Raw genomic sequence first — 25,856 nt, forward strand, 5'->3', positions numbered from 1 at the left:
GTCATGGAACGGCAGCCCGCCGATCTGCCCGCGCCCACGGGGATGCACTCCGCAAGCGCTGAAAGATCCTGAACTCTACCGTCCACGATCGGCCTCGCTGTCCATTGCCGCGCGTGAGACGGCGCGCCGACAGAGGTGAGATTCCGGTGCTCGACAGACGGGGCTTCGCCTGCGGGACACCAAGTAGACCGGACGCAAGCAGACTGGGCACAAGTCGAGCGGGCCGGCGCGGCCGGTCGGCAAAAGCCCGCCCGTGTCGCCGCGTCTGGCGCAGCGACTTATCGGTCGGCACGATGCCGTCGGATGCGTTCGCTCGAAGATGGGCCGCAGGGCCGATCCGGTTGGCGCATCCGGCGGCGCGAGTTTCGGCGCGCCGCCTCCGCATGGGCCTAGCGCATCGATCGGGAGATCGGACGCGCTAGTCTCTCGTTCTTCATCGACCTCCTCAGACGGACCGATGGCCCCCCGTGAAGACGAAGCGTGAAGCTTGTATTCGCCGTCGTTTCAGGAGCAGGCACGGCCGCCGCTCAGAGCGATGCTTCAGCGCGTCCGGCGCGGCGCCTGACCCGCCGACCACCGCGAACCGACCGCGCCCTCGCGCAGGGCCGCACGAGCGGGGCTCGTCTTGGCACCGGCATTCTCGCTCAGCATCGGCGCGCCCAGGATCTGGCCCGTGCCTTTCCGCTGCGAGTGGAGCGAACGCGGGTCGTGATAGGGGTCATCGACGTAGCTGCTCATGAAGGCGCCGCCAGCCTGCTGACGGCTGCCACTCCCGCCATCCGCCGCCTGAGTGGCAACAGGAGCAATCAGAGCCGCCGCCAGGAAACCAATCGTCATAATCCGGTTCATATCGACCTTCCTCTCGTAATCCCTCAACCGCGAACTTTTTTTGTCTTCCTTGTTCGTCGCAGAATAAGAGTAGTCCCGAAAAATGTACTTTTAAAGTGCGTTTTGTCACTAGTATATACTTCAGATTTAATCCGGGCGCCTATTCCGATTTGTGCGACACAGCACCTGACATCGGCAATTCGCATGACAGTGAGGGATGAAAATCGATGTCGTCGAGATGGCGACGGTCTGCGCGCCTTCGGCAGCCTTCATTCGGTGTCGGCTTGGAAGGAGCGCCCTGCTCCTGCGCACCGTATCGGGGGACGGGCCCGGCGCCGTGTCGCCCCCACGCGGAGCGGGGGCATCCGGATTCGGAAGATTTGATTTGAGCGATGAAGCTTTGATCTCGACGAGGCTTCAACCCAGGCAATTCAGCCGGTCCTGCCCTCTTCAATAGGGTCGCTGCGCCGGAATGCTTCGGGCGGACGTAATATCAGCCGTCGCAGCAAGCGCAGGCGCGCGGTCCCGGTTGCTTGACGGGCAGAAACAGAGCCGCGGGCCGTCCCGGTCAGCCCGCGCTCAGCTCCAGCAGGGCCGCGATCAGCGGCTGCGCCGTGTCCATCACGCTGCGATCCCGCGTTGTCAGGGTGAGGTCGGGGGAGTTCGGGATCTCGTAGGGAGCTGAGATGCCGGTGAAGTTGGGAATCTTGCCGGCCCGCGCGCGATCATACAGGCCCTTCGGGTCGCGGGCTTCACAGATCGCCAGAGGCGTGTCGATGAAGACTTCGAGGAAGGGGATGTCTCCGGCAATCGCCCGGGCTGTCTGACGTTCGGCGCGGAAGGGTGAGATCAGGGAGACGATCACCACGAGCCCAGCCTCCGCCATCAGCCGGGCGGCCTCGGCGGTACGGCGGATGTTCTCGATCCGCTCCTCCGCCGTGAAGCCGAGATCGCGGTTCAGCCCGTGACGCAGATTATCGCCGTCGAGCACCATGCTGCTGCGGCCGGCCTCCGTCAGGGCGCGATCGACCGCATTGGCAACGCTCGATTTTCCAGCTCCTGAGAGGCCGGTCAGCCACGCAATCGCCGGCCGTTGCCTCATCCGCGCCCAGCGGCACTCGCGGGGCTGCAGCGTCTGCCATGTCAGGTTTCGTGTGCCCAATCCATCATTCCTCAGGCGTAACGGTTCCGGTGCCGCATTGCCGCTGCTTGGGCGGTGTACTTCAGGCCAAGGTGCGACAAAGAGGATCACATGCTGCAGATTTCAACCGAATGTAAAGAATAAATCTTTTGTGTCTTAGATGATAAGCGATCATTTCCTAAGCGTAATACCATGAATTCTGGCGAATAGATGGTGAGATATTATGCTTATTGTTGCGCTTGTGTTTCGCGATCTATCGTAGAAGGTGAATCGACGGATTCGATGCTTCACGGTCGAATTTGACGTGCCGCGCACATATCTTCCAGTGTCAGTCGTGGATGTGAGTGATCGCGATAGATTTTTGAAAATACCGTCCGGCCCAAATCGCGCTGCGTACCGATATGTAATTCATATATATAAATATATCCTTGCAATAAATAATAGCAAATATCGCAATTAATTTGAAGGTGATACGTTGCTGATCGATGACGAATTCTGCCGCTTCCAGATGGGGGGCAGGATCGATCGACAAGCCTCGCAGTCATGCTTGGGCATTCGGAAATAGCCTTTGCAGCATCGAAAATGCGTTTCGAATTTTGTGCATTGCGAAGCGCGCATTCCCCTCCGATTTTCGCTCCTCATTGCTTGAACAGGAGGAAACAGCACGGCCGCCGCCATCGTCTTCCTCTCTGCCGCTCGACCCATGCCAGCCTCTCCGGCTGAAGCCCCTGGCCTACCCTCCCGAAGAAGGCTGCCCGCGCCTTCGCTGGTGCAGAAGGCGATGGAGCGCCTGATCCGCGGCCGCATCCTGATGTTCGATCACGGCCGCCTCGTCGAGGACAAGCCGCATGGCGCGCTGATGGGGTGCCTGGGCAGTGCCTGCCGAGCGCTGTTCGAGCGGCAATCCGTGCTGGTGGAGAGCGCGTGAACGGCCTCTACGCAAGGATACGGCAACGGACGCGGACGGCAAGAGGGTCGGGCGGTGTCAGGCCGGTGCCCCGTAGATCGCGGTGGCGCGGCCCTCGAAGGCGTCGGTGAATTTGCGGAAGGCACGGTCGAACATCGAGCCCATCAGCAGGCCGAGGGTGCGGCTCTTGAACTCGTAGGTGATGAAGAAGTCGACCTCGCAACCGCCATCCGCCGCCTCGCGGAAGGACCAGCGGTTCTCCAGATGCCGGAACGGGCCGTCGATATACTCGGCGGTGATCTTGCGGTTGTCGCGGTCGAGGGTCACGCGGGTGGTGAAGCGCTCGCGGATCGCCTTGTAGCCGACGCCCATCTCGGCGACCCGGATCTTCGTGCCGTTCGGCCCCTCGACATCGCGCAGCACGCGCAGCGACTCGCAGAGCGGCAGGAACTCGGGATACCGCTCGATGTCGGCGACGAGGTCGTACATCTGCGTCGCCGTGTGGCGCACTTTCCTCGTGATGCGGAAGGATGGCATGCGGACTCAGGCGTTGGCGGCGGCGAGCGAGGTGGGCCCGAGCTTGGCGAGCCGCGCGGCCTTGAGGCGGGCGAAATCCTCGCCGGCATGGTGCGACGAGCGGGTCAGCGGCGTCGCCGAAACCAGCAGGAAACCCTTGGCATAGGCTGTCGTCTCGTAGGCCTTGAACTCGTCCGGCGGCACGAAGCGCACGACCTCATGATGCTTGCGGGTCGGTTGCAGATATTGGCCGATGGTCAGGAAGTCGACCTCCGCCGAGCGCAGGTCGTCCATGAGCTGCACGACCTCGTTCCGCTCCTCGCCCAGCCCGACCATGATGCCGGACTTGGTGAAGATCGTCGGATCGAGCTCCTTGACCCGCTGCAGCAGGCGCACGGAGTGGAAGTAGCGCGCCCCTGGCCGAACCGTCACGTACTTGCCCGGCACGGTCTCGAGGTTGTGGTTGAACACGTCGGGCTTGGCCGCCACCACGATTTCGAGGGCGCCGGGCTTGCGCAGGAAATCGGGCGTCAGGATCTCGACGGTGGTGCCGGGGCTCGCCCGGCGGATCGCGGCGATGGTGCGCGAGAAATGCTCGGCGCCACCGTCCTTGAGGTCATCGCGGTCCACCGAGGTCACGACGACGTGATGCAGGCCGAGCTTGGCCACCGCGTCGGCCACCTTCTCCGGCTCGGCGGCATCGAGGCCCTCCGGCAGCCCGGTGCGCACGTTGCAGAACGAGCAGGCGCGGGTGCAGGTGTCCCCCATGATCATGAAGGTGGCGTGGCGCTTCTCCCAGCACTCGCCGATATTCGGGCAGCCCGCCTCTTCGCAGACGGTGACCAGCTTGTTGGCGCGGACGATGTCCTTCGTCTCCGCCCACAGCTTCGAGCCCGGCGCCTTCACCCGGATCCAGTCCGGCTTGCGCTGGATCGCCGTGTCCGGCCGATGCGCCTTTTCCGGATGGCGCGGGCGCGCGGGCGCAGCCTGCTTCGGCCGGGTGTCGTTGTTCAGGAGATCGAGGACGACGGCCATGAGACTGCGCAGTTCGACACCAGGAAAGCCGGAGGGGAGGCCCGGCCCGTCCCTGACTTAAGGCCTTGGGCCGTCTGCGCATAGGCCGGGGGCGACAACCCGCCCCGGCCGTAACCCGCTCCGCTCAGATCAGCGCTGGTCGCGGCCGGGAGCCGAGGCGTAGCGGGCCGGGCCGGGGATCCGCAGATCCGGTGCGGTCGGCGCCGTGTATTCGGCCGTCAGCGTCGGCTGGACGCGGCCGGTGAGCGGCAGGCCGATCATCCCGGAATTGGCGGCGGCGACCTGAAGCGGCATCAGCCGGCCGGAGGCCGTCTGCACTACCGCACGCGGCTGCACCGCCGGCAGATACCCTTCGCGGTCGCTCTTCTCGTAGAACACGTTGCCGCCCGCAGCGGCGACGTAGTGCATGTTCTTGTAGGGGAAGCTGTAGCCGGCGGTGTGGAAGTGCAGGGCCGGGCCGACCCCCTCATGGCGTTGGCCCGACAGCAACGCGTCGGCGACCTTTTCGAGCCGCGGCCGGTCCTGCTCCCGCACCGGCTTGGTCAGCACGCCATTGGCGAACTGCCGCTTCTGGCCGACGACCTCGCAGATCCGGCCGGGATAGGCGGGCGCATCGAGGCGGTTCATCACCACCGTGCCGACGGCGAGAAGGCCCTCTTCGTCGCTGCGGTTCGACTCGAAATACATCGCCCGGGCGAGGCATTCCTTGTCTGCGGCGGTCGGCGCCTGCACGACTTTGGCGCTCGGCGCGATCGAGCCGGTGGTCAGCTCCGTTTGAGGCCGGAACAATCCGCATCCGCCGAGGCCCGAACCGGTCAGTGCCAGTCCGAAGAGGCAGAAAAGGCGAAAAGTCCGGTCGGCTCGCATGCAGGCTCCTGAAGGCTGACGACGCTGGATGGCCAAGCTGGACCATTCGAACCACAGGAGCAAAGGAACTGTTAAGCCTCGGCTTCGAATCCGGGGCGGTGTGTCTTTTCGCACACGGAGCCCGCAAGCCGTTTCGCGACGACGGCGTTGAACGGAAGAAGAGCTTAGGCGTTGCCCACGCTGGGACCTTGCGAGCGGAGTGCCAGCGCATGTCGGATCAGTCTCTTGCGAAGCCGAGCGAGGAGCCGTCCGACGCCTTCGACGAGCGCATGCGCACGGAGGCCGCCGCGGCTGGCCGCGCCGCGCTGGAGACGGCTCTGCTCCGGTTCACCCACGAGCAGCGCGACGCGTTCTGGAACGCCATCGGCCTCTACTACTCGTCGCGCCGCCATCCCGGCGCCGAGGAGAATGCCGCTCAGGCCGTTGCCGCTCCGGTCGCCTGATCCGCCTGTTCGAGACGAGGATGCCGATGCGGACGTCTTCCAAGCTGGGCCTCGCCGCCCTCGCCGTCGTGCTGGTGGGAGGCGCCGCCTTCCTGCGCTTCGTCATCTATCCCGAATCCGCCGCGCTCGACATCGCGCAGAGCAGCGGCGCGAACCCAACCTTGCCGCCGCCGAATCCGACGCTGATGCCGACCGTCAACATCGCCCGCGTGGCGCGCTGGCCGGCGGGAGCGATGCCCCGGGCGGCGGAGGGACTGACGGTCACCGCCTTCGCCACCGGCCTCGACCACCCGCGCTGGCCCGTCGTCCTGCCGAACGGCGACGTTCTGGTCGCCGAGAGCCAGGCGCCGAAATCCGGTGACACCTCGACCGGCGTCACCGACTGGGTCGCCGACAAGGTGAAGGGCCTCGCCGGGGCCGGCGGCGAGAGCGCCAATCGCATCGTGCTCCTGCGCGACAGGGACAACGACGGCGTGGCGGAAGAGCGCCACGTTTTCCTGAAGGGGCTCACCTCCCCCTTCGGCATGGCGCTGGTCGGCTCCGACCTCTACGTAGCCAATGCCGATGCGCTGGTGCGCGTGCCCTACACGGAGGGACAGACCGAGATCACGGCGCGCCCGGAGAAGGTCGTGGATCTTCCCGCCGGCATCAACCACCACTGGACCAAGAACGTCATCGCCAGCCGGGACGGCCGCAAGCTGTTCATCACGGTCGGCTCGAACAGCAATGTCGGCGAGAACGGCCTCGACATCGAGAAGGGTCGTGCCGCCATCTGGGAATACGACATCGCCGGCAAGACGATGCGGGAATTCGCCACCGGCCTGCGCAACCCCAATGGCCTCGCCTTCGAACCGGTGAGCGGCGCTCTCTGGACGGCGGTGAACGAGCGCGACGAGATCGGCAGCGATCTCGTGCCGGATTACATCACCAGCGTGAAGGACGGCGCGTTCTACGGCTGGCCATGGAGTTATTGGGGCCAGCATGTCGACGAGCGGGTGAAGCCGCCGCAGCCGCAGAAGGTGGCGACAGCCATCGCGCCCGATTACGCGGTCGGCACCCACACCGCCTCCCTCGGCATCGCCTTCTCGATGGCGTCGAGCCTGCCCGAAGCCTGGAAGAGCGGCCTGTTCGTCGCCCAGCACGGCTCGTGGAACCGCCGGCCGAAGAGCGGCTACAAGGTGATCTACGTTCCCTTCGCCGAAGGAAAGCCCGCAGCCGCTCCGCGCGATGCCCTCACCGGCTTCCTCAACCAAGAGGAGAAGGCGCAGGGACGGCCGGTCGGCCTCGCCATCGACAAGGGCGGCGCGCTGCTGGTCACCGACGATGTCGGCAACGCGGTCTGGCGGGTGAGCGGCGGCACGGCATCGCACTGAGGCTCTCCCATGAAACGCCCGCCGCGCCGTCGCGGCCGGGCGTCTCGTGAGGCGTCCTGACCGTCAGTACAGATCGCCGTAGCCGACGCCGGGCCCGTACTCGCCGTCGAAGGCATCGCGATACCGGCGCCGCGGCGGGGCGTCGTAGAAGTCCCGCTCCTCCCAGTCCCGGCCCCGCGAGCGCACGGCGACGACGCCCTCGCCGGCCTCTCCGCTGCCCTCGATCACCACCCGCGTCCTCGCCATGGTCTGTTGCTTCACCAGAGCGAACAGCGTCGCGGCATTGCGTTGCGAGAGGCGGACGCAGCCATGCGAGGCGGCGCGGCCGAGGCGGCGGGTCTGGGTGGTGCCGTGGATCGCGTGGCCGACCTGCGTGAAGAAGATCGCATGCGGCATCGGCGCGTTGTCCCATTCCCGGGAGAAGTGGGTCTTTTCCATGCGGAACGGGCGATAGCTGCCGTTCGGGGTGTCGTGGCCGGCGATCCCGGTGGAGACCGGCCACGTGTACCGGATCTCTCCATCGACAAGGACGCTCATGCGCTGAGCGTCCTTGTCGACGGCGACGAGCAGATCGGCCCGCGCCGGCAGCGATGCGGCTGTCAGGGCGAAAGCCGTAACGAGGGCGGACAGGAACAGGCGCATGGGGCACTCTTGGCTTCGGCGAAGAGGAAGATGCTCCTGCTCCGCCGCGCTTCAAGCACCGTTGACGACGCAGGCGGCGCTCATTCTTGCGGTGCGAGGCTACGGACGTAGCCGCGCGAGATGAGGCGGCTGTTCTCGCGGGCCCGGCGCTCTGCCTCCATCAGGTCCGACAGCGCGTCGGTGATGGCGCAGCGCAGGGCTATCCCGGCATCGCCCTGCGTGCTGGTGAGATAGGCCTGGGCGATATCCTCCACCGGGCAGGAAGCCGGGTTCTCCCGAAGCGTGCTCGGGGGAGGTGCTGCAGCGGGTGAAGCAGGGGGCGGGAACGCGCCTCGGCTCCGCTCGACCGGCTGGGACGAGGCTTGAGGCTTGCGCATGGTCTCTCTCCGACTCGGTGTGAGAACGAAGATAGAACATACCGAAATGGTTAACGAGATCTTACCCGGTTCGGTCGAGCCTGTGGACATCCGGCTGGAGAGGCGGCCATGGCGGGATCGGCGCAGGCCCGAGCCGGCGAGCGGGCCGGATTTCGGAACGTCGGCGAGTCGCCCCGGTTGCCCGGACATGCACCTCGCCCGACAACGGAGGAATGATCCCATGGCCGGCGACAAGACCCACGACCTCAAGATCCGCACCATCGAGCACAAGGAAGGGCCGAACGTGCCGGCGGGCGGTGGGGGCAAGCGCCGGTCCGAACCCCCGCGCGAGCCCCGCAGCACCTCGCAGCGGGAGAACCGCGACCACAACAAGCACAATCATGGCGGCCAAGCGGGACACGGGCCGCAGAAGCATCGTCCGGCCGAAGGGAAGCAATGAGAAGCCGTGACAGGGCGGGCTTCGCGTCAGCGTCCCGAGGTCCATCACCGCAGCGCATGAGATAAGGCCACCCGCTTGCAGGGGCTGCGCAGCGTGTAGAATGGCGGCGACACGCCCCTCCCCGCCGGCCGACGATACTCACGCGATGCTCGTTCACGAAGGTCACGCCCGCAGCCTGCGCATCGACCGGCGCCTCGCATGGTCCTTCGCGAGCATCGCCGGAGCCCTGAACGCCGCCGGCTTCTGCGCCTTCGGCAGCTTCTCGTCGAACATGACCGGCAACGTCTCGGCGCTGGCCGACCATCTCGGCCTCGGCGAGTTGGCTCTCGCCGTCCAGGCCCTGGCACTGGTGGCCACCTTCATGGCCGGGGCTCTGTGCGCGACCCTGCTCATCAGTGCCGGGCGCCACCGTCGCCTGCGCGGTATCTATGCCTACAGCGTGCTCGCGGAGGCGGTGCTGCTCGTCGGGCTCGGGCTCCTTGGCGCTTGGCTGCCGCCGGCGGCGCATGGAGCGATCCTCGTTCTGGGGCTGAGCTTCCTACTCGGCCTCCAGAACGCGACCGTGACGCAGATCACCGATGCCCGCGTGCGGACCACCCATGTGACCGGCATGGTGACCGATCTCGGCATCGGCCTTGCCCATTTGCTGGCACGGCGCGGGGGCGTCCATCCGGGGCCGGATGCGGGCAAGATGCAGCTCTATGGCGTGACGGTCGCCGCCTTCCTCGCCGGAGGCGTGATTGGCGTGGTGTCGTGGCGTCTGCTCGGCAACACCCTGCTGTTCGTCGCCGCGGGCCTGCTGGCGCTGATGGCCCTGCCCGGCATCAGTTCGGCCCGCCGGCTTACGGCCCCGTAGGGCGGTTACGCCGTTCGGGCCGGATCAGGCAACGATCCCGATCTGCATTCGTTGGCGACAGGGAGGGGGCGACAGAACCTCCCTCCCCGCCTCGAAACTGCCACGGGAGAGATCATGTCCGTATCGCGACGCCGCGAAGAGCGGCTGCTGGATGCCGGCGAGACCGAACTGGTGAAGCGGTCGCACCATCCCGAACTGGAGCGGGAGGACGCCCGGGCCCTGCCGGAGCTGATCCGCCTGCTGCGGGAGCGCCGGGACCGGGCCCGAGACGTGTCCCGCCGTCAACGTCGGGAGGTGCGCGGCAAGGCCGCCCCTTCCGGATCGAGCCCGGCCACCGACAACAGCGGCACCCGTGAGAAGGCAGCCCTGCTCGCCGCTGCCGTCAAGCGCGTCAGCAAGGAGCACGAACGCCGCCGGTCCGCCGATGCCCGCGGCCGGACGGTCTCCGGCGCCCGGCGCGCCCTTGCCCTGAAACGCGCCGCAGGCGATCCCGCCGCCAACCGCCCGGCCTCCCGCACAGCCCACGAGGGCATGAATCCGGTCCCCAACGAACGGAACCCGCCATCCGGCGCAGTCCATCAGGAGGGTCAGGAGATCGCGATGCGGCGCGGCGGCGGTCCCCGCTGATCGCAGGCCCGATCAGGCCCGATGCCGGGGCTCAGCCGCGAACTACGCGAAGGACGGTCGGCCGCCGACCGCCCTTCGTCCCTGCCCTCACGCCCGTTCCGGCTTCGAAACTCGCACCGTCTACTCGGTTTCCTCACGGAAGATGAGGTAGCTCAGAGGCCCGGCACAGATGAAGAGCAACAGCAGCGTGACGTAGAGATGCACGCGTAGAGAGGCGAGCGAGAAGTAGACGACGCAGAGCCCGACGATAAGCAGAAGAATTCGTAGGATCATAAAAGGCGGGCCTCGCGTCCAGGGCGAATGACCGCCGACATATACGACGTCGAGCTAACGGAAATGCAACCGCAGCACATCATTCCCCGGTGACGCTACCACCAGAGTGAAATCTTTTTCCCGTGTTGGGACCAACGCCGGTGACGCTTCGCCGCCGCGAGGCGCAGATGCCGCCACGGGCCGACAATCCCCGCAGGGCGTCGACACACGTCGTGCGCGGGATCGGGGCTCGCAGCCAAGTCCCGCGCACGTTGAGACGCTTTACCTCAGCGAGAGAAGTCCACCTTCGCCTACGTGTGGATCACGCGGCCATAGGCGTCGAGCACGCTCTCATGCATCATCTCGGAGAGCGTCGGATGCGGGAAGACCGTGTGCATCAGCTCTTCCTCGGTCGTCTCCAGGTTCATGGCGACGACATAGCCTTGGATCAGCTCCGTCACCTCGGCGCCGATCATGTGAGCCCCGAGCAGCTGGCCGGTCTTGGCGTCGAAGATCGTCTTGATGAGGCCGTCCGGCTCGCCCAGGGCAATTGCCTTGCCGTTGCCCGCGAAGGGGAAGCGGCCGACCTTGATCGAGAAGCCGAGATCCTTTGCCTTCGCCTCGGTCAGGCCGACGCTGGCGATCTGCGGGTGGCAATAGGTGCAGCCGGGAATCTTGCCCTTGTCCATCGGATGGGTGTGCAGCCCCTTGATGGTCTCGATGCAGATCACGCCCTCATGCTCGGCCTTGTGGGCGAGCATCGGCGGGCCGGCCACGTCGCCGATGGCGTAGAGGCCGGGCACGTTGGTGCGGCCGAGCCCGTCATTGACGACGACGCCGCGCTCGATCTTCACCCCGAGCTTCTCGAGGCCCAGATTTTCGATGTTGCCGACGACGCCGACCGCCGAGATCAGCTTCTCGGCGGTGAGCGTCTGCGTCTTGCCCTTGTCGTCCTCCACCGTGGCGGTGACGGAATCGGCGCCCTTCTCGACCTTCGTCACCTTGGCGCCGGTGAGGATCTTGATGCCTTGCTTCTCGAAGCGCTTGCGGGCGAGGCCGGCGATCTCCGCATCCTCTACGGGGAGGATCTGCGGCAGCAGCTCGATCACCGTCACCTCGGCGCCCATGGTGCGGTAGAACGAGGCGAACTCGATGCCGATGGCGCCCGAGCCCATCACCAACAGGCTTTTGGGCATCGTCTCCGGGACCATGGCGTCGTAATAGGTCCAGATCAGCTTCTTGTCGGGCTCGATACCGGGCAGCACCCGCGGCCGGGCGCCGGTGGCGACGACGATGTGCTTGGCCTGATAGGTGCCCGCGCCCTTGGCGCCCTTCGGCGCCTCGGCCCGCTTGGTCTCCTTGACCGTCACTTTGCCGGGTTCGTTGCCCTTGGCCGCCGCATCGATCGTGGCCTCGCCCCAGATCACGTCGACCTTGTTCTTCTTGAGCAGCATGCCGACGCCGCCGTTGAGCCGGCCCGAGACGCCCCGGGAGCGCTTGACGATGGCTGCCGCATCGAAGCTGACCTCCTTGGCGGAGAGCCCGTAATCGGCGGCGTGCTGCATGTAGTGGTAGATCTCGGCGGAGCGCAGCAGCGCCTTGGTCGGGATGCAGCCCCAGTTGAGGCAGATGCCGCCAAGATGCTCGCGGTCGACCACCGCCGTCTTGAACCCGAGCTGCGCCGCGCGGATCGCGGTGACGTAGCCGCCAGGTCCGGCGCCGATGATGAGGACGTCGTAGGTTTCGGACATGACCGTTTAGCTCCGGATGCGAGCGCGCAGGGCGGCAAGGGAGAATTTTTCTTTCGAGAGGACGAAAGGTACTTCGAACCTTGTCTTCATCCGCAGAAAATCGCCACGCTTGGTCTCAGCGATATGCTTGCGATAGGCTTGGAACGGTTGACATTCCCAGCCATCGCCCGTGTGGCCTGTGGCCGGATTGTAAGTCCCGGCGCCATATCGGAAACAGACTTGCGAGTTCTCAAACCTGCGCAGAAGTTTGCCGTTTACAAAATATTCGACGAAAGCTTGCCTGGGCTTCCATTGACCCCGTAGAATCGTGGAATTTCCAGGATACCAGAGATGGACGGACCCATCTGCTCCCGCGTACTCTATCTGAGTTCCATGAAATCCAGAATACGTCGAGTAGGTTGCATCTGAGAGTGCTCGGCGGATGTCACTGACCCTGACGTCTTTCCTTTGTGCAGCGTAAGCCCGAAGCGCTGCTTCATCGACCAGCGACAAATCGGCTTCCGACCGCAAAATATCCGGGTTTCCCGATTCGATATGGCGAAAGACCGGTTTGCCATCGACAAACATTGGAAAGTCTGGGACCGGCTCGGCTCGCGCAGGTCTGATGCCGTTTGCGGCAGTGAGCGCGAGCAGAGCACCGATGGCAGAGATGATCCAGGCTTGCACGGAAGTGGGCCTCAGACCAGCATGCCCATCGGGTTCTCGATCAGCCCCTTGAAGGCCGCGATCAGCTCGGCGCCGAGGGCGCCGTCGAGGACGCGGTGATCGCAGGAGAGGGTGCAGGTCATCACCTGCGCCACCGCCGGCTGCCCGTCCCGGACGACGATCCGCTTCTCGCCGGCGCCGACCGCGAGGATGGTCGATTGCGGCGGGTTGATCACGGCGGTGAAGTGCTTGATGCCGAACATGCCGAGATTCGACACCGAGGTGACGCCGCCCTGGTACTCTTCCGGCTTCAGCTTCTTGGCCCGCGCCCGGCTGGCGAAGTCCTTCATCTCGTTGGAGATGGTGGAGAGCGTCTTCTCGTCGGCCCGGCGGATGACGGGCGTGAACAGGCCGCCGTCGATGGCCACCGCCACACCGACCTCGACATGCTTGAAGCGCAGGATCCGATCCTCCGCCCAGACAGCGTTGGCCGCCGGGACGCGGGTCAGGGCGAGGCCCATCGCCTTGATGACGAAGTCGTTGACCGAGAGCTTGAACAGCGGCTTGCCGTCCTTGTCCTTGCCGGCGGCGGCATTCAGCGTCTCGCGCAGCTTCATCAGCGCATCGAGTTCGCAATCGACGGTGAGATAGAAGTGCGGGGCGACCTGCATCGCCTCGGTGAGGCGCTTGGCGATGGTCTTGCGCATGCCGTCGAGGGAGACCTCCTCGTAGGAGCCCTTCTCGTAGAAGCCCTTGACCTGTTCCAGGCTGAGGCCGGCCGGTGCGCCGCCCGCCGGAGCGGCCTTCGGCGCCGGGGCAGCGGCCGGCTTCTCTGCCGGAGCCGGCGCGGCGGCAGCCTTGTCCGCTCCCTTAGCCGTCCCCTTGCCCGTCCCGTTGGCCAGCGCATCCTGCACGTCGCGCTGGATCACCCGGCCATGCGGGCCCGAGCCCTTCACGGCGGAGAGATCGAGCCCCTCCTGCTTGGCGATGCGGCGGGCGAGCGGCGAGGCGAAGACGCGGCCTCCCGCTTCGGAGGCGGCGGCCGGCGCAGCCCCGTTCGGTTTGGCCCCTTCCGGCGCCTGATCGACCCGGGCGTAGGAGGCGTGGCTGCCATCCGGTGCGGCGTTCTGATCGGGCGTGCCCTTGGGCTCGACGGGGGCGGTCTTCGCCTCGCCGCCGGCCTTCTGCGCCTGGACGCTCGCCGGATCCTCGCCCTCTTCCGCGATCAACGCGATCAGCTCGTTGACCGGCACGTCCGCCGTGCCTTCGGCCACCAGGATCTTGGCCAGCACGCCCTCATCGACAGCCTCGACCTCCATGGTCGCCTTGTCGGTCTCGATCTCGGCGATCACGTCGCCGGACTTGATCGCGTCGCCCTCTTTTTTGAGCCACTTGGCGAGGTTGCCCTTCTCCATCGTCGGCGAAAGGGCGGGCATCAGGACGTTGATCGGCATCGTGTCGTTCCCGAGCGGCCTTCAAGAAGGGGTCAGTTGAGGACGTTGTTGGGGTCGAGGCTTTCGGCCTCCCACCCGGCGCGGATCCGCTCGAAGGCTTCCTCCTCCGAGGTGTCCGTCTCCAGGGCGTAGGCGCGGGCGGCCTGGCGCGCGAGATCGATCAGCAGGCGGCCCCAGGTCGCCGGATCGTCGAAGGCACGCCGGAGCGCGACGCTCACGGCCCCGTCGACGATGGAGGCGCGCACAATCTCGATCCCGCCCTGTTCCAGGGCGTCGGGCGGGATATCGAGTTCTTCGAATTCCTGAGACATTTACTTGTAGCAGACGCTCTTGGCGGCTTCGACGACTTCCGCCACGCTCGGCAGAGCCAGCTTCTCCAGGTTCGCGGCGTAGGGCATCGGCACGTCCTTGCCGGTCACCCGCAGCACCGGAGCGTCGAGATAGTCGAAGGCATCGACCATCAGGCGGGCGACGATCTCGGCGCCGACGCCCGATTGCGGGAAGCCTTCCTCGACGCAGACGCAGCGGCCGGTCTTCTTGACCGATTCCACCACCGTGGCGCTGTCCATCGGCCGGATCGTGCGCAGGTCGATCACCTCCGCCTCGATGCCCTGCTCGGACAGAATCTGGGCCGCCTTGAGGGCGTAGGTCATGCCGATGGAGAAGGAGACGAGTGTGACGTCCGTGCCGGGACGGTGGATGCGGGCCTTGCCGATCGGCAGCACCAGATCCTCGATCTGCGGCACCGGGAAGGACTGGCCGTAGAGGATCTCGTTCTCGAGGAAGATCACCGGGTTGGGATCGCGGATCGCCGCCTTGAGCAGGCCCTTGGCGTCGGAGGCCGTGTAGGGCGCGATCACCTTGAGGCCCGGTACGTTGGAGTACCACGCGGCGTAATCGTGGCTGTGCTGGGCGCCGACGCGGGCGGCGGCGCCGTTGGGGCCGCGGAACACGATCGGGCAGCCGAGCTGGCCGCCGGACATGTAGAGGGTCTTGGCCGCCGAGTTGATGATGTGGTCGATCGCCTGCATGGCGAAGTTGAAGGTCATGAACTCGACGATGGGCTTGAGGCCCATGAAGGCCGCGCCGACGCCGATACCGGCGAAGCCGTGCTCGGTGATCGGGGTATCGACCACGCGGCGGGCGCCGAATTCCTGAAGCAGTCCCTGCGTGATCTTGTAGGCGCCCTGATACTCGGCGACCTCCTCGCCCATCACGAAGACTTTGTCGTCCTTGCGCATTTCCTCGGCCATGGCATCGCGCAGGGCCTCGCGCACGGTCGTGGTCACCATCGGTGAATCGGCCGGGAATTCCTCCATCACCGGGGCTGGCGCCTTGTTGGTGATGACGGCCGGCGCCGCCGTCGCCTTCGGAGCATCCTCACCGCTCTTGGCGGTGGCGGACGGTTTTTCCGTCATGCCCTCGGCGTCCATGTCGGGCGTCGGGGCCGGGGCGCCGCCATCGGCGCCGTTGGGCTTGCCCTTGCCGCCGCTCGCGGCGGCGGCCGAGACGTCCTCGCCCTCTTCGGCGATGATGGCGATGGGCGTGTTGACGGCCACGTTCTCGGTGCCGTCCGGCACCAGGATCTTGGCCAGCACACCCTCGTCGATCGCCTCGACCTCCATGGTCGCCTTATCGGTCTCGATCTCGGCGAGCACGTCGCCGGCCTTGACCGCGTCGCCCTCCTTCTTGAGCCACTTGGCGAGCTTTCCCTCCTCCATGGTCGGAGAGAGGGCGGGCATCAGAATGTCGGTCGCCATTTGCGCTGCTCTATCGATCCGGGTGCGTCGACGGTCGGGCGCCTCAGGCGCGGGCTTCGAGAAGAATGTCGGTCCAAAGCTCCGACGGATCGGGCTCGGCGTCGTGGGTGGCGAAATCGGCGGATTCGTTGACGATCTCGCGGACCTTGGCATCGATGCCCTTTAGGTCGGCCTCCGGCACGCCATGCGCCTCGATCAGGCGCTTGCGCACCATCTCGATGGGGTCGTGCTCGTCGCGCATCTTCGAGACCTCGTCCTTCGACCGGTACTTGGCCGGGTCGGACATCGAGTGGCCGCGATAGCGGTAGGTCTGCATCTCGAGGATGTAGGGCCCCTCGCCCGAGCGGGCGTGCTGGATCGCGCGGGCTGCGGCCTCGCGCACCGTGCGCACATCCATGCCGTCGACCTGCTCACCGGGGATGCCGAAGGAGAGGCCGCGCTTGGAAAAGTCCGTCTGCGCCGAGGCGCGGGCCACCGAGGTGCCCATGGCGTAGCGGTTGTTCTCGACGATGTAGACCACCGGCAGCTTCCACAGGGCCGCCATGTTGAAGCTCTCGTAGACCTGGCCCTGGTTGGCCGCGCCGTCGCCCATATAGGTGAAGCTGACCTTGCCGTTCTTGAGGTAGGCGTCGGCGAAGGCGAGGCCGGTGCCGAGCGCGACTTGCGCGCCGACGATGCCGTGGCCGCCGAAGAACTGCTTCTCGCGGCTGAACATGTGCATCGAGCCGCCCTTGCCGCGGGAATAGCCGCCGCGGCGCCCGGTCAGCTCGGCCATCACGCCCTTGGCGTCCATACCGCAGGCCAGCATGTGGCCGTGGTCACGGTAGCCGGTGATGTTCTGGTCTCCGTCCTCGCCGGCCATCTGCACGCCGACGACGACCGCCTCCTGACCGATGTACAAGTGGCAGAAGCCGCCGATCAGGCCCATGCCGTAGAGCTGGCCTGCCTTCTCCTCGAAGCGGCGGATCAGCAGCATCTCGCGGTAGGCGTGGAGATCCTCGTCCCGGGTGAACTGAGGAATGTTCGGGGCAGGCCGGTGCTGCGGCGCATCCGTGTCCGTCGCAGGTTTCCCCGCCTCGCTGCCCGCACCCATCGGCGTCCTCCAGAAAGCTCGCTGTTACGCGGGGTTCTAGGACAGCGACTTACGGAAATCGAGGGGTGGACTGACAGCGGCCAAGTCCTGTCACCGCAACGCTTGTCGATTCGGTGACACAATTAAAACAGGGTTGTTCAAATGCTATTTTGAACAATTGAGCCGGCGCTAAAAAATCTATGGATCTATGATGACGATGTCGTTGGGATGAACACGGCCCAGCACCACGCGGGCCCGTTCTTCCAGAAGATCACGGTCGATCTGCTCGCTGCGCAGCAGGGAGACCCGGTGCTCCCAGGTCGTGCGCTCAGCCCTGGCGACGTTGAGTTCCTGGGTCAGACCGTAGGCCTCGATCTTGAGCGCCCGCTTGGCCTCCAGGCCACGATTGCCGCTCTCCGCCTGATGCACGAAGTAGCCGACGACGAGCGCGGACACCGTCCACAGGACGGCAGGAACGACGATGGCGCGGACGCGGCGGCGAATAACCATGGCGGGCACGAGGATCGCCCGATCAAGGTGAAGAAAGCGTTGCCGGGCGACGACGGAGCGCTGGGCCGGGAGCGCAAAAAGAGGGGCGCGGCGAGCCCATTCGGCTCGCCGCGCCCCTTGCCGCTCAGGCGCCGATCAACGGCCGGCGAGCTGACGAATCGCGCTGCGGCCGGCATAGAGCGCCTGGGCGCCCAGGCCTTCCTCGATGCGGATGAGCTGGTTGTACTTGGCCAGCCGGTCCGAGCGGGCGAGGGAGCCGGTCTTGATCTGCCCGCAATTGGTGGCGACGGCGAGGTCGGCGATGGTCGAATCCTCGGTCTCGCCGGAGCGGTGGGACATCACCGCGGTGTAGCCGGCGCGCTGGGCCATATCGACGGCCGCGAGCGTCTCGGTGAGCGAGCCGATCTGGTTGACCTTCACCAGGATCGAGTTGGCCGTGCCCGATTCGATGCCGCGGGCGAGCCGGTCGACATTGGTGACGAACAGGTCGTCGCCGACGAGCTGAACCCGGCTGCCGATGCGGTCGGTCAGAAGCTTCCAGCCCTCCCAATCGTCCTCGGCCATGCCGTCCTCGATGGAGAGGATCGGGTAATCCTGCGTCAGCTTGGCGAGGTACTCGACCTGTTGCTCGATGGAGCGGGTCTGGCCCTCGCCCTCGTAATGGTAGGCGCCGTCCTTGAAGAACTCGGTCGAGGCGCAGTCGAGCGCCAGCACCACGTCGCTGCCCGGCTTGAAGCCGGCGGCGTTGATCGACTCCATCACGAAATCGAGGGCAGCCTCCGCCGATGGCAGATTCGGGGCGAAGCCGCCCTCATCACCGACATTGGTGTTGTGGCCAGCCTTCTTCAGGGCGCTCTTGAGGGTGTGGAAGATCTCGGCGCCCATCCGCACCGCGTCCGAGAGCGAGGTGGCGCCGACCGGCATCACCATGAATTCCTGGAAGTCGATGGGGTTGTCGGCATGCGCCCCGCCGTTGACGATGTTCATCATCGGCACCGGCAGCACCCGGCCCTGCACGCCGCCGACATAGCGGTAGAGCGGCAGGCCGGAGGTCTCGGCGGCGGCCTTGGCCACGGCGAGAGAGACACCGAGGATGGCGTTGGCGCCGAGCCGCGATTTGTTCGGCGTTCCGTCGAGGGTGATCATCGCCTCATCGACGGCGACCTGATCCTCGGCATCCATGCCGCCGATGGCGTCGAGAATGTCGTTCTGGATCGCCTCGATGGCCTTGAGCACGCCCTTGCCGTTGTAGCGGCTCTTGTCGCCGTCGCGCAGCTCGACCGCCTCGTGGGCGCCGGTCGAGGCGCCGGAGGGGACCGCCGCGCGGCCGAAGGAGCCATCCTCCAAGAGGACATCGACCTCGACGGTGGGGTTGCCACGGCTGTCGAGGATCTCGCGGGCGGCGATATTGGTGATCGCGGTCATGGGCGCTCCTTGCGGTGCGTCGCGGCGGGGTCGTCTCTCAGGGAGCCTTCGAGGGCCGCGCGTCCTGCGACGCTCTCCGATGCCGGCTTATCTGCCAACCTTCGAAAGGGGGCAAGCTCCCGGCCTGCCTTCGACCCCACACCGATTTCACAAATTTTGCGATGCGCCGCTTTGGGCGGCCATCGGAGCGGCCCGCCCCCACAGTGATCCTGACATTCGCCGATGACAATAGGCGCCGGCGATCACAGGGCGTATAGGCCGGTCATGGATCCCATCGAACACCACGCCAGGCAGCTGGGCCGCCAGACGCCGCTCCCGACCTCTCCGGAAACCGCGCAGCTCGACCGAGTGCCGAACCCGCATGCCGACACCGACTATCTCGCCCGTTTTACCGCGCCGGAATTCACTTCCCTCTGCCCGGTGACCGGGCAGCCGGACTTCGCCACCCTCGTCATCGATTATGTGCCGGATCGCTGGCTGGTGGAGTCGAAATCGCTCAAGCTCTATCTCGGGGCCTTCCGCAACCACGGCGCCTTCCATGAGGATTGCACCGTGGGCATCGGCCGGCGCCTCGTGGAGGTTCTCGAGCCGCGCTGGTTGCGGATCGGCGGGTATTGGTATCCCCGCGGCGGCATTCCGATCGACGTGTTCTGGCAGACGGGCGAGCCGCTGAAATCGGTCTGGCTTCCGGACCAGGGTGTCGCTCCCTATCGCGGCCGGGGCTGAGCGGGCAGCCGGCCTCGACGATGGCAGGCCCAAACGAAAAGGGCGGCCGGAGCATCCTCCGGCCGCCCTGTTGCTGTTTCACGAGACTTTCGCCTCAGTAGCCGTAATCGTAGCCATAGGCCGGACGACCGTAATAGGAATCCCGGGCATAGGCGTCGCGGGCCGCACCGGCGGCAATCGCACCGGCGGCAAGGCCGGCGATGCCAAGGCCGACGGCCGCACCGGTGCTGATGCCCCGGCGGCGTCCACCGTAATAGGCCCGAGTGCCGTAGCCGCCATGATAATGACCGTAATGGTGGCCGTAGCCACGGCCATAGGGGCGTGCATCGGCGGAGGTGGCGGTCAGCGTGCCGACGGAGATCAGAGCGGCCGTCACGAGGGCGAGTTTACGCATAGCGTCCTTTCCAGTCGAGGAATATCTTGACAGGAAAACACCGAGCTTGGCTGAAAGTTCCCAGCATACGGGACTACTGGCAGCCCTTTATCCGTGTCTTCCCTCACCTCATCTGAAAACGGGGATAACCTGCGCTCGCTGAACCAGAGCTGAAGCCGAATCCGCCGAGGCTCGGTCAGGTCTTCGCGATACGGTCGAAGGCCATCAGCGTCTCGATCAGAGCCGGCAGGTCGGCCAAAGCCACCATGTTTGGCCCATCCGAGGGCGCGCGATCGGGATCGGGATGGGTCTCGATGAAAATGCCGGCCACTCCCACCGCGACGGCGGCGCGGGCAAGCACCGGGACGAATTCGCGCTGGCCGCCGGAGGTCGCGCCCTGCCCGCCCGGCTGCTGCACCGAGTGGGTCGCGTCGAACACGACCGGCGCGCCCTCGGTAACCCGGGCCATGATCGGCAGAGCCCTCATGTCGGAGACGAGGGTATTGTAGCCGAAGGAGGCCCCGCGTTCGGTGACGATGACGTTGGGATTGCCGGCCTCCGTCACCTTCGCCGCGACATGGGCCATGTCCCAGGGGGCGAGGAACTGCCCCTTCTTGACGTTGACCGCCCGGCCTGTCGCCGCCGCGGCGAGCAGCAGATCGGTCTGGCGGCACAGGAAGGCCGGAATCTGGAGAACATCGACGGCCTCGGCCGCCCGGGCGCATTGCTCCGCCTCGTGCACGTCCGTGAGCACCGGAAGCCCGAGGCTCTCGCGAATCTCGGCGAAGACCGGCAGAGCCTCGTCGAGCCCGACGCCGCGGGCCGTCCGGCCGGAGGTGCGGTTGGCCTTGTCGAAGGACGATTTGAACACGAGGCCGATGCCGAGCCCGGCCGCCATTTCCTTGAGGGCGGCGGCGACTTCGAGGGCGTGGTTGCGCCCTTCGAGCTGGCAAGGGCCGGCGATCAGCGCCAGCGGCAGATGGTTGGCGAAGGCGACGCCGCCGACGCGGACGACGGAACCGGAGGTCTGTGCAGTCTGGGACATGGCTCGGCTCTAACCCCTCGCCACCCGGTGGGAAAGGCCGTGACCGCGATGAGGCCGGTCCGGCGCGAGGCGACAGAGGCTGCCGCCGCCGATGCCGTCGGGCCGGTCACCGGGATCACAGCGCAGGACCGCGCCGTCGCTGCGACCGAGCTGCGGCTCACCGGTGAGCAGGCTGTCCTGGTGCAGGCGCAGGGCGAGGGCCTCCACGGCTTCGGGGGAGGCGCCGGTCAGCGTCTTCGCCGCGAGGCCGATCAGCACGAAGAAGGCGCGCGGCGGCTCGCGGCGATCCGAACGGAACAGAAGCCGGCGGGGCGGGGCGCAGTCGAGGCTCATCCGGTCGGCATCGACGGCACGGAACACCACCGTCGAGCCGCTGCGTCCGGCGAGGGCGACGCCCGTGCCCCTGATCAGCCGCACGGTGAACCTATCGCAGGAATCCGCCCCGGCGGGGACCGTGAGGACGAGGGATAGCAGGAGGCCGGCGAGGAGGGCGCGCAGGGTCATGCCGCCGCCATAGCACGGCCGCTTCTCTCACGCCGCCTCGCCGAGCATGGAGCGGCGCTGGCGGTCGAGTTCCTCGCTGTAGCGCTTGAGCGTGTGGCTCTCGGTGAGGAGCCCGATGACGCGCCGGCTCTCCGCACCGTCGAGCACGGCAAGCGCTTCGCTCTCCGCCTCGTCGAAGGCCTCGGCCGCCTGCTTCACGCTCATATCGGCCAGGAGGAAGGCCTCCGCATAGCGGACGACGTCTGTGAGTTCGGCAGGCCTCGCGCCCGATGCGGCAGCGCGGGCATGGGCGTCGGGCACGAGGATGATGCCGGCATAGCGGCCCTGACCGTCCACCGCGACCACGCGGGAGGGCGAGCCGAGGGGATGGGCGCGCAGGAACGTCGCCATCGGCGTATCGAGCGGCACAGGGCGGATGTCCTTGCGCATCATCCGTCCCACCGTCAGGCTTCGCATCCATCCGACATCGTGGGCACTGCGGATGCTCTCGCCGCGCAGATGGAACCGCCAGGTGGCGAAGGAATAGCCGAAGGTCTTCCGCACCGTCAGGGCAGAGGCGATCACCGAGGCGAGCACCAGGGCCGTCACCGGAAAGCTGCCGGTCATCTCCAGGGCGAGGAAGGTCATGGTGAGCGGACCGCCGACGATGGCGGCGGCGAAGGCGCTCATGCCGATGACGGCGTAGCCGACCGGTGCGAGGCTGAAGCCGTCGAAGCCGGGCCAGACCAGGGGCGCGAACCCGGCGAACAGGCGCCCGACCAGGGCACCGAGAAACAGCGAGGCGAAGAACAGGCCGCCGCGAAATCCCGATCCGATCGACACGGCCGAGGCCACGGCCTTGGCGACGATGAGACCGGCGAGCGCGAGGAGCCCCGTCGCCGTCTCGGGCGCGAGGTGGACGTGGAGCGCGCCGTGCCCGGCCGAGAGGATCTGCGGTGTCGTCGCCAGGGCGAGGCCGCCGACACAGAGCCCGCCGAGGACGGGACGAACCGGCGCGGGCAGGCGCGAGGCGCGAAAACCCCGCTCGACCAAGGTCACGCCGCGCATCAGCAGCACCGCGAAGCCGGCACAGGCAAGGCCGAGGACGAGGCAGGGCAGCGTGTCGCCCGCGCCCACCGGACCGTTCCGGGCGAGCGCCAGGGCGCCGACATCCACGAGAGCCGGCTGCGGCGCCAATGCCCGCGCGACCAAGCTGCCGCACAGGGCCGCGACCACGACGGGTGCGAGCGTCGCGATGGTGTAGGTGCCGATGATCAGTTCGAAGGCGTAGAACGCCCCCGTGAGCGGCGAACCGAAGGCGGCGGCGATGGCCGCGGCCGACCCGCAGCCGACAAGAGTGCGCAGGTCCGAGCGGCGCATCTGGAAGGCGATGCCGAGCCGGGAGGCGAGCCCCGCCGCGACCTGGGTATAGCCGGCCTCCAGCCCGACCGAGGCGCCGCACCCGTTCGAGACGACGTTCTGCGCCGCCACGTCGAGGGAGCCGCCCAGGGACATCCGTCCGCCATGCAGCGCGTTGGCCTCGATCGGATCGACCACGCTGCGCCGGCCCTTGCCGCGGCCCCGGGTCGAGACCAGGAGCATCAGGCCGAGGACGGCGCCGCCGAGCGCCGGGGCCAAGAAGGACAGGCCCGAGAGTCCCTCGGGCAGCGCCGTCAGGCTGCTCAACCGTTGACCGGAGGGGAGCCGGTAAAGCACCTCGCGGAGGATCTGCGTCGCTCCGCTCATCGCCGCCACGGCCAAGCCGCCGAGGCAGCCGGTGACGGCGGCGAGCAGCACGAGGGCCAGCTCGCTCGCCCGTACCCAGGCCCTGAGCCGCAGCGGCGCCTGGACCCAGGGGCCTGTGCCGGACGGGGATGACGAAAGTTTCATCGCACTCGCGGGGAAAAGGGACGAAATCTCAAGCCGTTCGGCTATCGGACCGCGCTCTATCACCCCAGGAAAGCCGGCGCGATCCACAGTCGCCTCATCAAGACGCTTGAAATGCCGAGAGGCTCGGGATATGCCCCCCTCACGTGCCGCCGTAGCTCAGTTGGTTAGAGCACTAGATTGTGGATCTAGGGGTCCCCCGTTCGAGCCGGGGCGGTGGTACCATCCCATTCAATGACATGCCGGAGTCCGGGCAATCGCTCGGGCTCCGGTTTCGTTTCGGGCTTCTGAAGCCTTGAAGGGGATCGGGTCGCGGAGCCGACGGACGGCGTCGCGGCAACCGTCGGATCCCCACAAATATCCTGGGACGATAGGCCGATGCGGCGCCCTCGGGAGCGTCCGAGCATCCTCCGCTGTTGCCCGCTGCAAGGTGCAACCGACCGCACGAGGGGGGATCTGCGTCGGATACGGCATGTCTCAGCAAGGAAATCGATGCCCAGGCCTGCGGGGCAGCATGCCGCGTCCGCCTGTTGCTCGATTCGGCCGGGTGGCCATTGCTGGCGATATTGCACAATAACAAATCATAATATTCCAATGCAAAAATCCTTCGCGAAAGGCGATACTACTTTCGGGAAGCACCTTTCTTTTTCAACGGCTGGTCGAAGCTCGTCCGTTATCCGATCAATGCCTTGCACAAACATAAATGCGGGGCACAAATGGCTGAGACTTTCGCGACTGATTTCACTGCTGGCGAAGCCGCTACCGGTGCAATTGCAGCAAACGGCTTTACTGGCTCGAGCCTCACCTCCCTCCTGACCACGGCAACTCTTACCGGCAATGTCACCAATCCCGGTGATCAGATTGCTGCAACGGTCACCGTCGCGGGCCTTCTGCCGGTGACGACCACGGCGACCTACGAAGGTTTCTCTGTCCCGGCCGGTGGTGGAGAGCCGACCTATTACTTCTCGCTGACGCCGGTGGGCCTGAACACGCCGGCCGCGATCGCGGTCACCAAGGGCGGCACCCTGCCGCTGCTCAATGTGCTTCAGCCGATCACCCGCGCTGAAGCGCCCGACAGCCCGAACATCGTCTGCTTCGTCACCGGCACGAAGATCCGCACCGAGCGTGGCGAAGTCGCGGTCGAGGATCTGCAGGTCGGCGACTTCGCCGTCACCGCCTCCGGCGCCCTGCGTCCCATCACCTGGATCGGCCACCGCGAGATCGTGGCGGAAGCCGGTTCGCTGCACGTCAACCAGCAGCCGGTGCGCGTCCGGGCCGGCGCCTTCGGTGGCGGCCTGCCGGTCAACGACCTCTTCCTCTCGCCCGGCCACCCGGTGCTGGTCGGCGCCGATGCCGACAACGAGGGCGGCGTGCTCGTGCCCGTGATGTGCCTGATCAACGGCACCACCATCACCCGCGAGCCGCGCGCTCACGTCACCTACTGGCACGTCGAGCTCGATGCCCACGACATCCTGCTGGCCGAAGGCCTGCCGGCGGAAAGCTACATCGACGGCGGCGACCGCGCCTTCTTCGCCGAAGCCTCGGATCATGCCCTGCACAACCCGGACTTCGTGGCCCCGGGCTGGAACGGCCGCTGCCGTCCGGTGGCGGTGGAGGGTTCGGTGGTCGAGGCCGAGCGCCTGCGCCTCGACGCGGTGTTCGCCGGCTCGCTCAGCGCTCCCTGCGCCTGGGAAGCTGCCGACACCCTCGAGTGGCTTGCCGCCTGAGGCCTTACGGCTGAAACGGCACCGGTCTCTTCCAAGAAGCCGGTGCCCCCTTCTCCATGACCGCGCACCGGATCGGAATACCTCCGATCCGGTGCGTTTCGTCGTGCGTGGTGCGCGCCGGCCTCGGCTCAGCGATCCGCCTTCTCACCCGCGACCGAGAGATCGATGTAGCGTTTCGTCGTCGGTCCGATCAGATCGCGCACCCGGCGTGCCATCGCCTCTTCTTCCTGAAGCGATTGCCGGAAGCCGGTGAGGTTTCCACCCTGCCCGGCCACGTCGCCGATCGTCAGCAGGGATTCGTAGGCCGCGATCTCGAAATTCTCGAAGGCATGGTTGGCGTAGGTGTTCTTCAAGATCTCGTCCTGCGCCGGGGTGTGACCCAGTGCCATCATGTTCCCGACGAAGCCGAGAAAGCCTTCCTTGAGCGTCGAAGGGCTGTCGCCGAGGGACTGAAGTGCCTCTTCCAGGCGTGTGCGCTGGCCGTGGGTCTCCTCGATATGGCGGCGCAGAGCCTCCTCCATCTCGGGATAGCGGGTGAGCCGCTCGACCTGGCGCTCCATGATCTGGAGGGCCTGCATTTCCAGGGCGTGCGTGTTCTTGAGGGCGGTGACGTAGATCTCGCGCGTATCGAGCGTCATCGTCGGCTTCTCCTGATGCGATCGCTGCCGGATGAGAAAGGGCCGCCCGGCGGTCGG

At 66.6% G+C, this 25,856-nt stretch carries 29 protein-coding genes and 1 tRNA gene; 9 read left to right on the forward strand and 21 right to left on the reverse strand.

The genetic code is table 11. The annotated features are described in order from the left end of the window. Positions 1-540: 540 nt before the first annotated feature. On the reverse strand, positions 541-849 hold the full coding sequence (locus MZTS_RS02725; protein WP_192281384.1) for a hypothetical protein: 309 nt from the start codon (positions 847-849) through the stop codon (positions 541-543). 547 nt (positions 850-1,396) lie between these two features. Then, complete coding sequence (gene cysC, locus MZTS_RS02730) at positions 1,397-1,990, reverse strand: adenylyl-sulfate kinase (RefSeq protein ID WP_192281242.1); 594 nt, start codon at positions 1,988-1,990, stop codon at positions 1,397-1,399. Positions 1,991-2,750: 760 nt separating this feature from the next. Here cysC and MZTS_RS02735 point away from each other — a divergent pair. Further along, positions 2,751-2,897: a hypothetical protein gene (locus MZTS_RS02735; protein ID WP_192281245.1), complete on the forward strand. Its 147-nt coding sequence runs from the start codon at positions 2,751-2,753 to the stop codon at positions 2,895-2,897. A 57-nt stretch (positions 2,898-2,954) separates the two neighbouring features. Here the strand turns inward: MZTS_RS02735 and MZTS_RS02740 are convergent, their stop codons facing one another. The 3 genes from MZTS_RS02740 to MZTS_RS02750 form a co-directional block, all read right to left on the reverse strand. After that, positions 2,955-3,413: a type II toxin-antitoxin system RatA family toxin gene (locus tag MZTS_RS02740; RefSeq protein WP_192281248.1), complete on the reverse strand. Its 459-nt coding sequence runs from the start codon at positions 3,411-3,413 to the stop codon at positions 2,955-2,957. Between the two features lie 6 nt (positions 3,414-3,419). Continuing rightward, positions 3,420-4,427 carry a lipoyl synthase gene (gene lipA / locus MZTS_RS02745; RefSeq protein ID WP_192281251.1) on the reverse strand — a complete coding sequence of 336 codons (1,008 nt, stop codon included), beginning with the start codon at positions 4,425-4,427 and terminating at the stop codon, positions 3,420-3,422. A gap of 129 nt (positions 4,428-4,556) precedes the next feature. After that, entirely contained in the window at positions 4,557-5,294 is a 738-nt protein-coding gene (locus MZTS_RS02750; protein WP_192281254.1) for a cell wall hydrolase, read from the reverse strand. Positions 5,295-5,503: 209 nt separating this feature from the next. Here MZTS_RS02750 and MZTS_RS02755 point away from each other — a divergent pair, with 209 nt between their 5' ends. Both MZTS_RS02755 and MZTS_RS02760 read left to right on the forward strand, forming a co-directional pair. After that, positions 5,504-5,737, forward strand: a complete 234-nt coding sequence (locus MZTS_RS02755) for a hypothetical protein (protein ID WP_192281257.1) — start codon at positions 5,504-5,506, stop codon at positions 5,735-5,737. Between the two features lie 26 nt (positions 5,738-5,763). After that, positions 5,764-7,110 (forward strand): PQQ-dependent sugar dehydrogenase, encoded by a 1,347-nt coding sequence (locus MZTS_RS02760; protein ID WP_192281260.1) that lies wholly within the window; start codon positions 5,764-5,766, stop codon positions 7,108-7,110. Positions 7,111-7,173: 63 nt separating this feature from the next. Here MZTS_RS02760 and MZTS_RS02765 read toward each other — a convergent pair whose 3' ends face one another. Both MZTS_RS02765 and MZTS_RS02770 read right to left on the reverse strand, forming a co-directional pair. Further along, positions 7,174-7,752: a L,D-transpeptidase gene (locus tag MZTS_RS02765; RefSeq protein WP_009865154.1), complete on the reverse strand. Its 579-nt coding sequence runs from the start codon at positions 7,750-7,752 to the stop codon at positions 7,174-7,176. 80 nt (positions 7,753-7,832) lie between these two features. Then, positions 7,833-8,129 carry a hypothetical protein gene (locus MZTS_RS02770; protein WP_192281290.1) on the reverse strand — a complete coding sequence of 99 codons (297 nt, stop codon included), beginning with the start codon at positions 8,127-8,129 and terminating at the stop codon, positions 7,833-7,835. A gap of 220 nt (positions 8,130-8,349) precedes the next feature. On the opposite strand from MZTS_RS02770, the gene MZTS_RS02775 reads away from it, so the two are divergent. The 3 genes from MZTS_RS02775 (at position 8,350) to MZTS_RS02785 (ending at position 10,051) form a co-directional block, all read left to right on the forward strand. After that, a complete protein-coding gene (locus tag MZTS_RS02775) occupies positions 8,350-8,568 on the forward strand; it encodes a hypothetical protein (RefSeq protein ID WP_192281292.1) in 219 nt (72 codons plus the stop codon). A 145-nt stretch (positions 8,569-8,713) separates the two neighbouring features. Then, entirely contained in the window at positions 8,714-9,424 is a 711-nt protein-coding gene (locus MZTS_RS02780) for a YoaK family protein (protein ID WP_192281294.1), read from the forward strand. Positions 9,425-9,538: 114 nt separating this feature from the next. Further along, a complete protein-coding gene (locus tag MZTS_RS02785) occupies positions 9,539-10,051 on the forward strand; it encodes a hypothetical protein (RefSeq protein WP_192281296.1) in 513 nt (170 codons plus the stop codon). A 120-nt stretch (positions 10,052-10,171) separates the two neighbouring features. On the opposite strand, the gene MZTS_RS02790 is transcribed toward MZTS_RS02785, so the two are convergent. The 9 genes from MZTS_RS02790 to eno all read right to left on the reverse strand — a co-directional run bounded on the left by MZTS_RS02790 (position 10,172) and on the right by eno (position 18,920). After that, positions 10,172-10,324 carry a hypothetical protein gene (locus MZTS_RS02790; RefSeq protein ID WP_192281298.1) on the reverse strand — a complete coding sequence of 51 codons (153 nt, stop codon included), beginning with the start codon at positions 10,322-10,324 and terminating at the stop codon, positions 10,172-10,174. 290 nt (positions 10,325-10,614) lie between these two features. After that, positions 10,615-12,054, reverse strand: coding sequence for a dihydrolipoyl dehydrogenase (lpdA, locus tag MZTS_RS02795; RefSeq protein WP_192281301.1), 1,440 nt, complete (start codon positions 12,052-12,054; stop codon positions 10,615-10,617). A 6-nt stretch (positions 12,055-12,060) separates the two neighbouring features. Beyond that, the gene (locus tag MZTS_RS02800; RefSeq protein ID WP_192281311.1) at positions 12,061-12,720 is read right to left on the reverse strand and encodes a hypothetical protein; all 660 of its coding nucleotides are present in this window, start codon (positions 12,718-12,720) and stop codon (positions 12,061-12,063) included. Positions 12,721-12,731: 11 nt separating this feature from the next. Beyond that, positions 12,732-14,153, reverse strand: a complete 1,422-nt coding sequence (locus MZTS_RS02805) for a pyruvate dehydrogenase complex dihydrolipoamide acetyltransferase (RefSeq protein ID WP_192281314.1) — start codon at positions 14,151-14,153, stop codon at positions 12,732-12,734. A 32-nt stretch (positions 14,154-14,185) separates the two neighbouring features. Further along, on the reverse strand, positions 14,186-14,464 hold the full coding sequence (locus tag MZTS_RS02810) for a DUF5076 domain-containing protein (protein ID WP_192281317.1): 279 nt from the start codon (positions 14,462-14,464) through the stop codon (positions 14,186-14,188). Next, positions 14,465-15,913 carry a pyruvate dehydrogenase complex E1 component subunit beta gene (locus MZTS_RS02815; protein ID WP_192281319.1) on the reverse strand — a complete coding sequence of 483 codons (1,449 nt, stop codon included), beginning with the start codon at positions 15,911-15,913 and terminating at the stop codon, positions 14,465-14,467. Positions 15,914-15,956: 43 nt separating this feature from the next. Beyond that, on the reverse strand, positions 15,957-17,006 hold the full coding sequence (gene pdhA / locus MZTS_RS02820) for a pyruvate dehydrogenase (acetyl-transferring) E1 component subunit alpha (protein ID WP_192281322.1): 1,050 nt from the start codon (positions 17,004-17,006) through the stop codon (positions 15,957-15,959). Between the two features lie 177 nt (positions 17,007-17,183). Further along, on the reverse strand, positions 17,184-17,495 hold the full coding sequence (locus tag MZTS_RS02825) for an FtsB family cell division protein (RefSeq protein ID WP_192281387.1): 312 nt from the start codon (positions 17,493-17,495) through the stop codon (positions 17,184-17,186). A 135-nt stretch (positions 17,496-17,630) separates the two neighbouring features. After that, on the reverse strand, positions 17,631-18,920 hold the full coding sequence (eno, locus tag MZTS_RS02830) for a phosphopyruvate hydratase (protein ID WP_192281325.1): 1,290 nt from the start codon (positions 18,918-18,920) through the stop codon (positions 17,631-17,633). Positions 18,921-19,184: 264 nt separating this feature from the next. On the opposite strand from eno, the gene queF reads away from it, so the two are divergent. Next, positions 19,185-19,646, forward strand: a complete 462-nt coding sequence (gene queF, locus MZTS_RS02835; protein ID WP_192281328.1) for a preQ(1) synthase — start codon at positions 19,185-19,187, stop codon at positions 19,644-19,646. 94 nt (positions 19,647-19,740) lie between these two features. Here the strand turns inward: queF and MZTS_RS02840 are convergent, their stop codons facing one another. The 4 genes from MZTS_RS02840 to MZTS_RS02855 all read right to left on the reverse strand — a co-directional run bounded on the left by MZTS_RS02840 (position 19,741) and on the right by MZTS_RS02855 (position 23,437). Beyond that, a complete protein-coding gene (locus MZTS_RS02840; protein ID WP_192281330.1) occupies positions 19,741-20,040 on the reverse strand; it encodes a hypothetical protein in 300 nt (99 codons plus the stop codon). A gap of 175 nt (positions 20,041-20,215) precedes the next feature. After that, the gene (gene kdsA, locus MZTS_RS02845; protein WP_192281333.1) at positions 20,216-21,064 is read right to left on the reverse strand and encodes a 3-deoxy-8-phosphooctulonate synthase; all 849 of its coding nucleotides are present in this window, start codon (positions 21,062-21,064) and stop codon (positions 20,216-20,218) included. Positions 21,065-21,073: 9 nt separating this feature from the next. Then, positions 21,074-21,568, reverse strand: a complete 495-nt coding sequence (locus MZTS_RS02850) for a hypothetical protein (protein ID WP_192281335.1) — start codon at positions 21,566-21,568, stop codon at positions 21,074-21,076. Positions 21,569-21,595: 27 nt separating this feature from the next. After that, positions 21,596-23,437, reverse strand: coding sequence for a chloride channel protein (locus MZTS_RS02855; RefSeq protein ID WP_192281337.1), 1,842 nt, complete (start codon positions 23,435-23,437; stop codon positions 21,596-21,598). A 145-nt stretch (positions 23,438-23,582) separates the two neighbouring features. On the opposite strand from MZTS_RS02855, the gene MZTS_RS02860 reads away from it, so the two are divergent. Beyond that, a tRNA-His gene (locus MZTS_RS02860) sits at positions 23,583-23,659 on the forward strand. Between the two features lie 671 nt (positions 23,660-24,330). After that, on the forward strand, positions 24,331-25,161 hold the full coding sequence (locus MZTS_RS02865) for a Hint domain-containing protein (protein ID WP_343068687.1): 831 nt from the start codon (positions 24,331-24,333) through the stop codon (positions 25,159-25,161). A 128-nt stretch (positions 25,162-25,289) separates the two neighbouring features. Here the strand turns inward: MZTS_RS02865 and MZTS_RS02870 are convergent, their stop codons facing one another. Next, a complete protein-coding gene (locus MZTS_RS02870; protein ID WP_009866737.1) occupies positions 25,290-25,799 on the reverse strand; it encodes a ferritin-like domain-containing protein in 510 nt (169 codons plus the stop codon). Positions 25,800-25,856: the final 57 nt, after the last annotated feature.

It is taken from the genome of Methylorubrum zatmanii (assembly GCF_014845115.1).
In the GTDB taxonomy this organism is placed as follows: domain Bacteria; phylum Pseudomonadota; class Alphaproteobacteria; order Rhizobiales; family Beijerinckiaceae; genus Methylobacterium; species Methylobacterium zatmanii.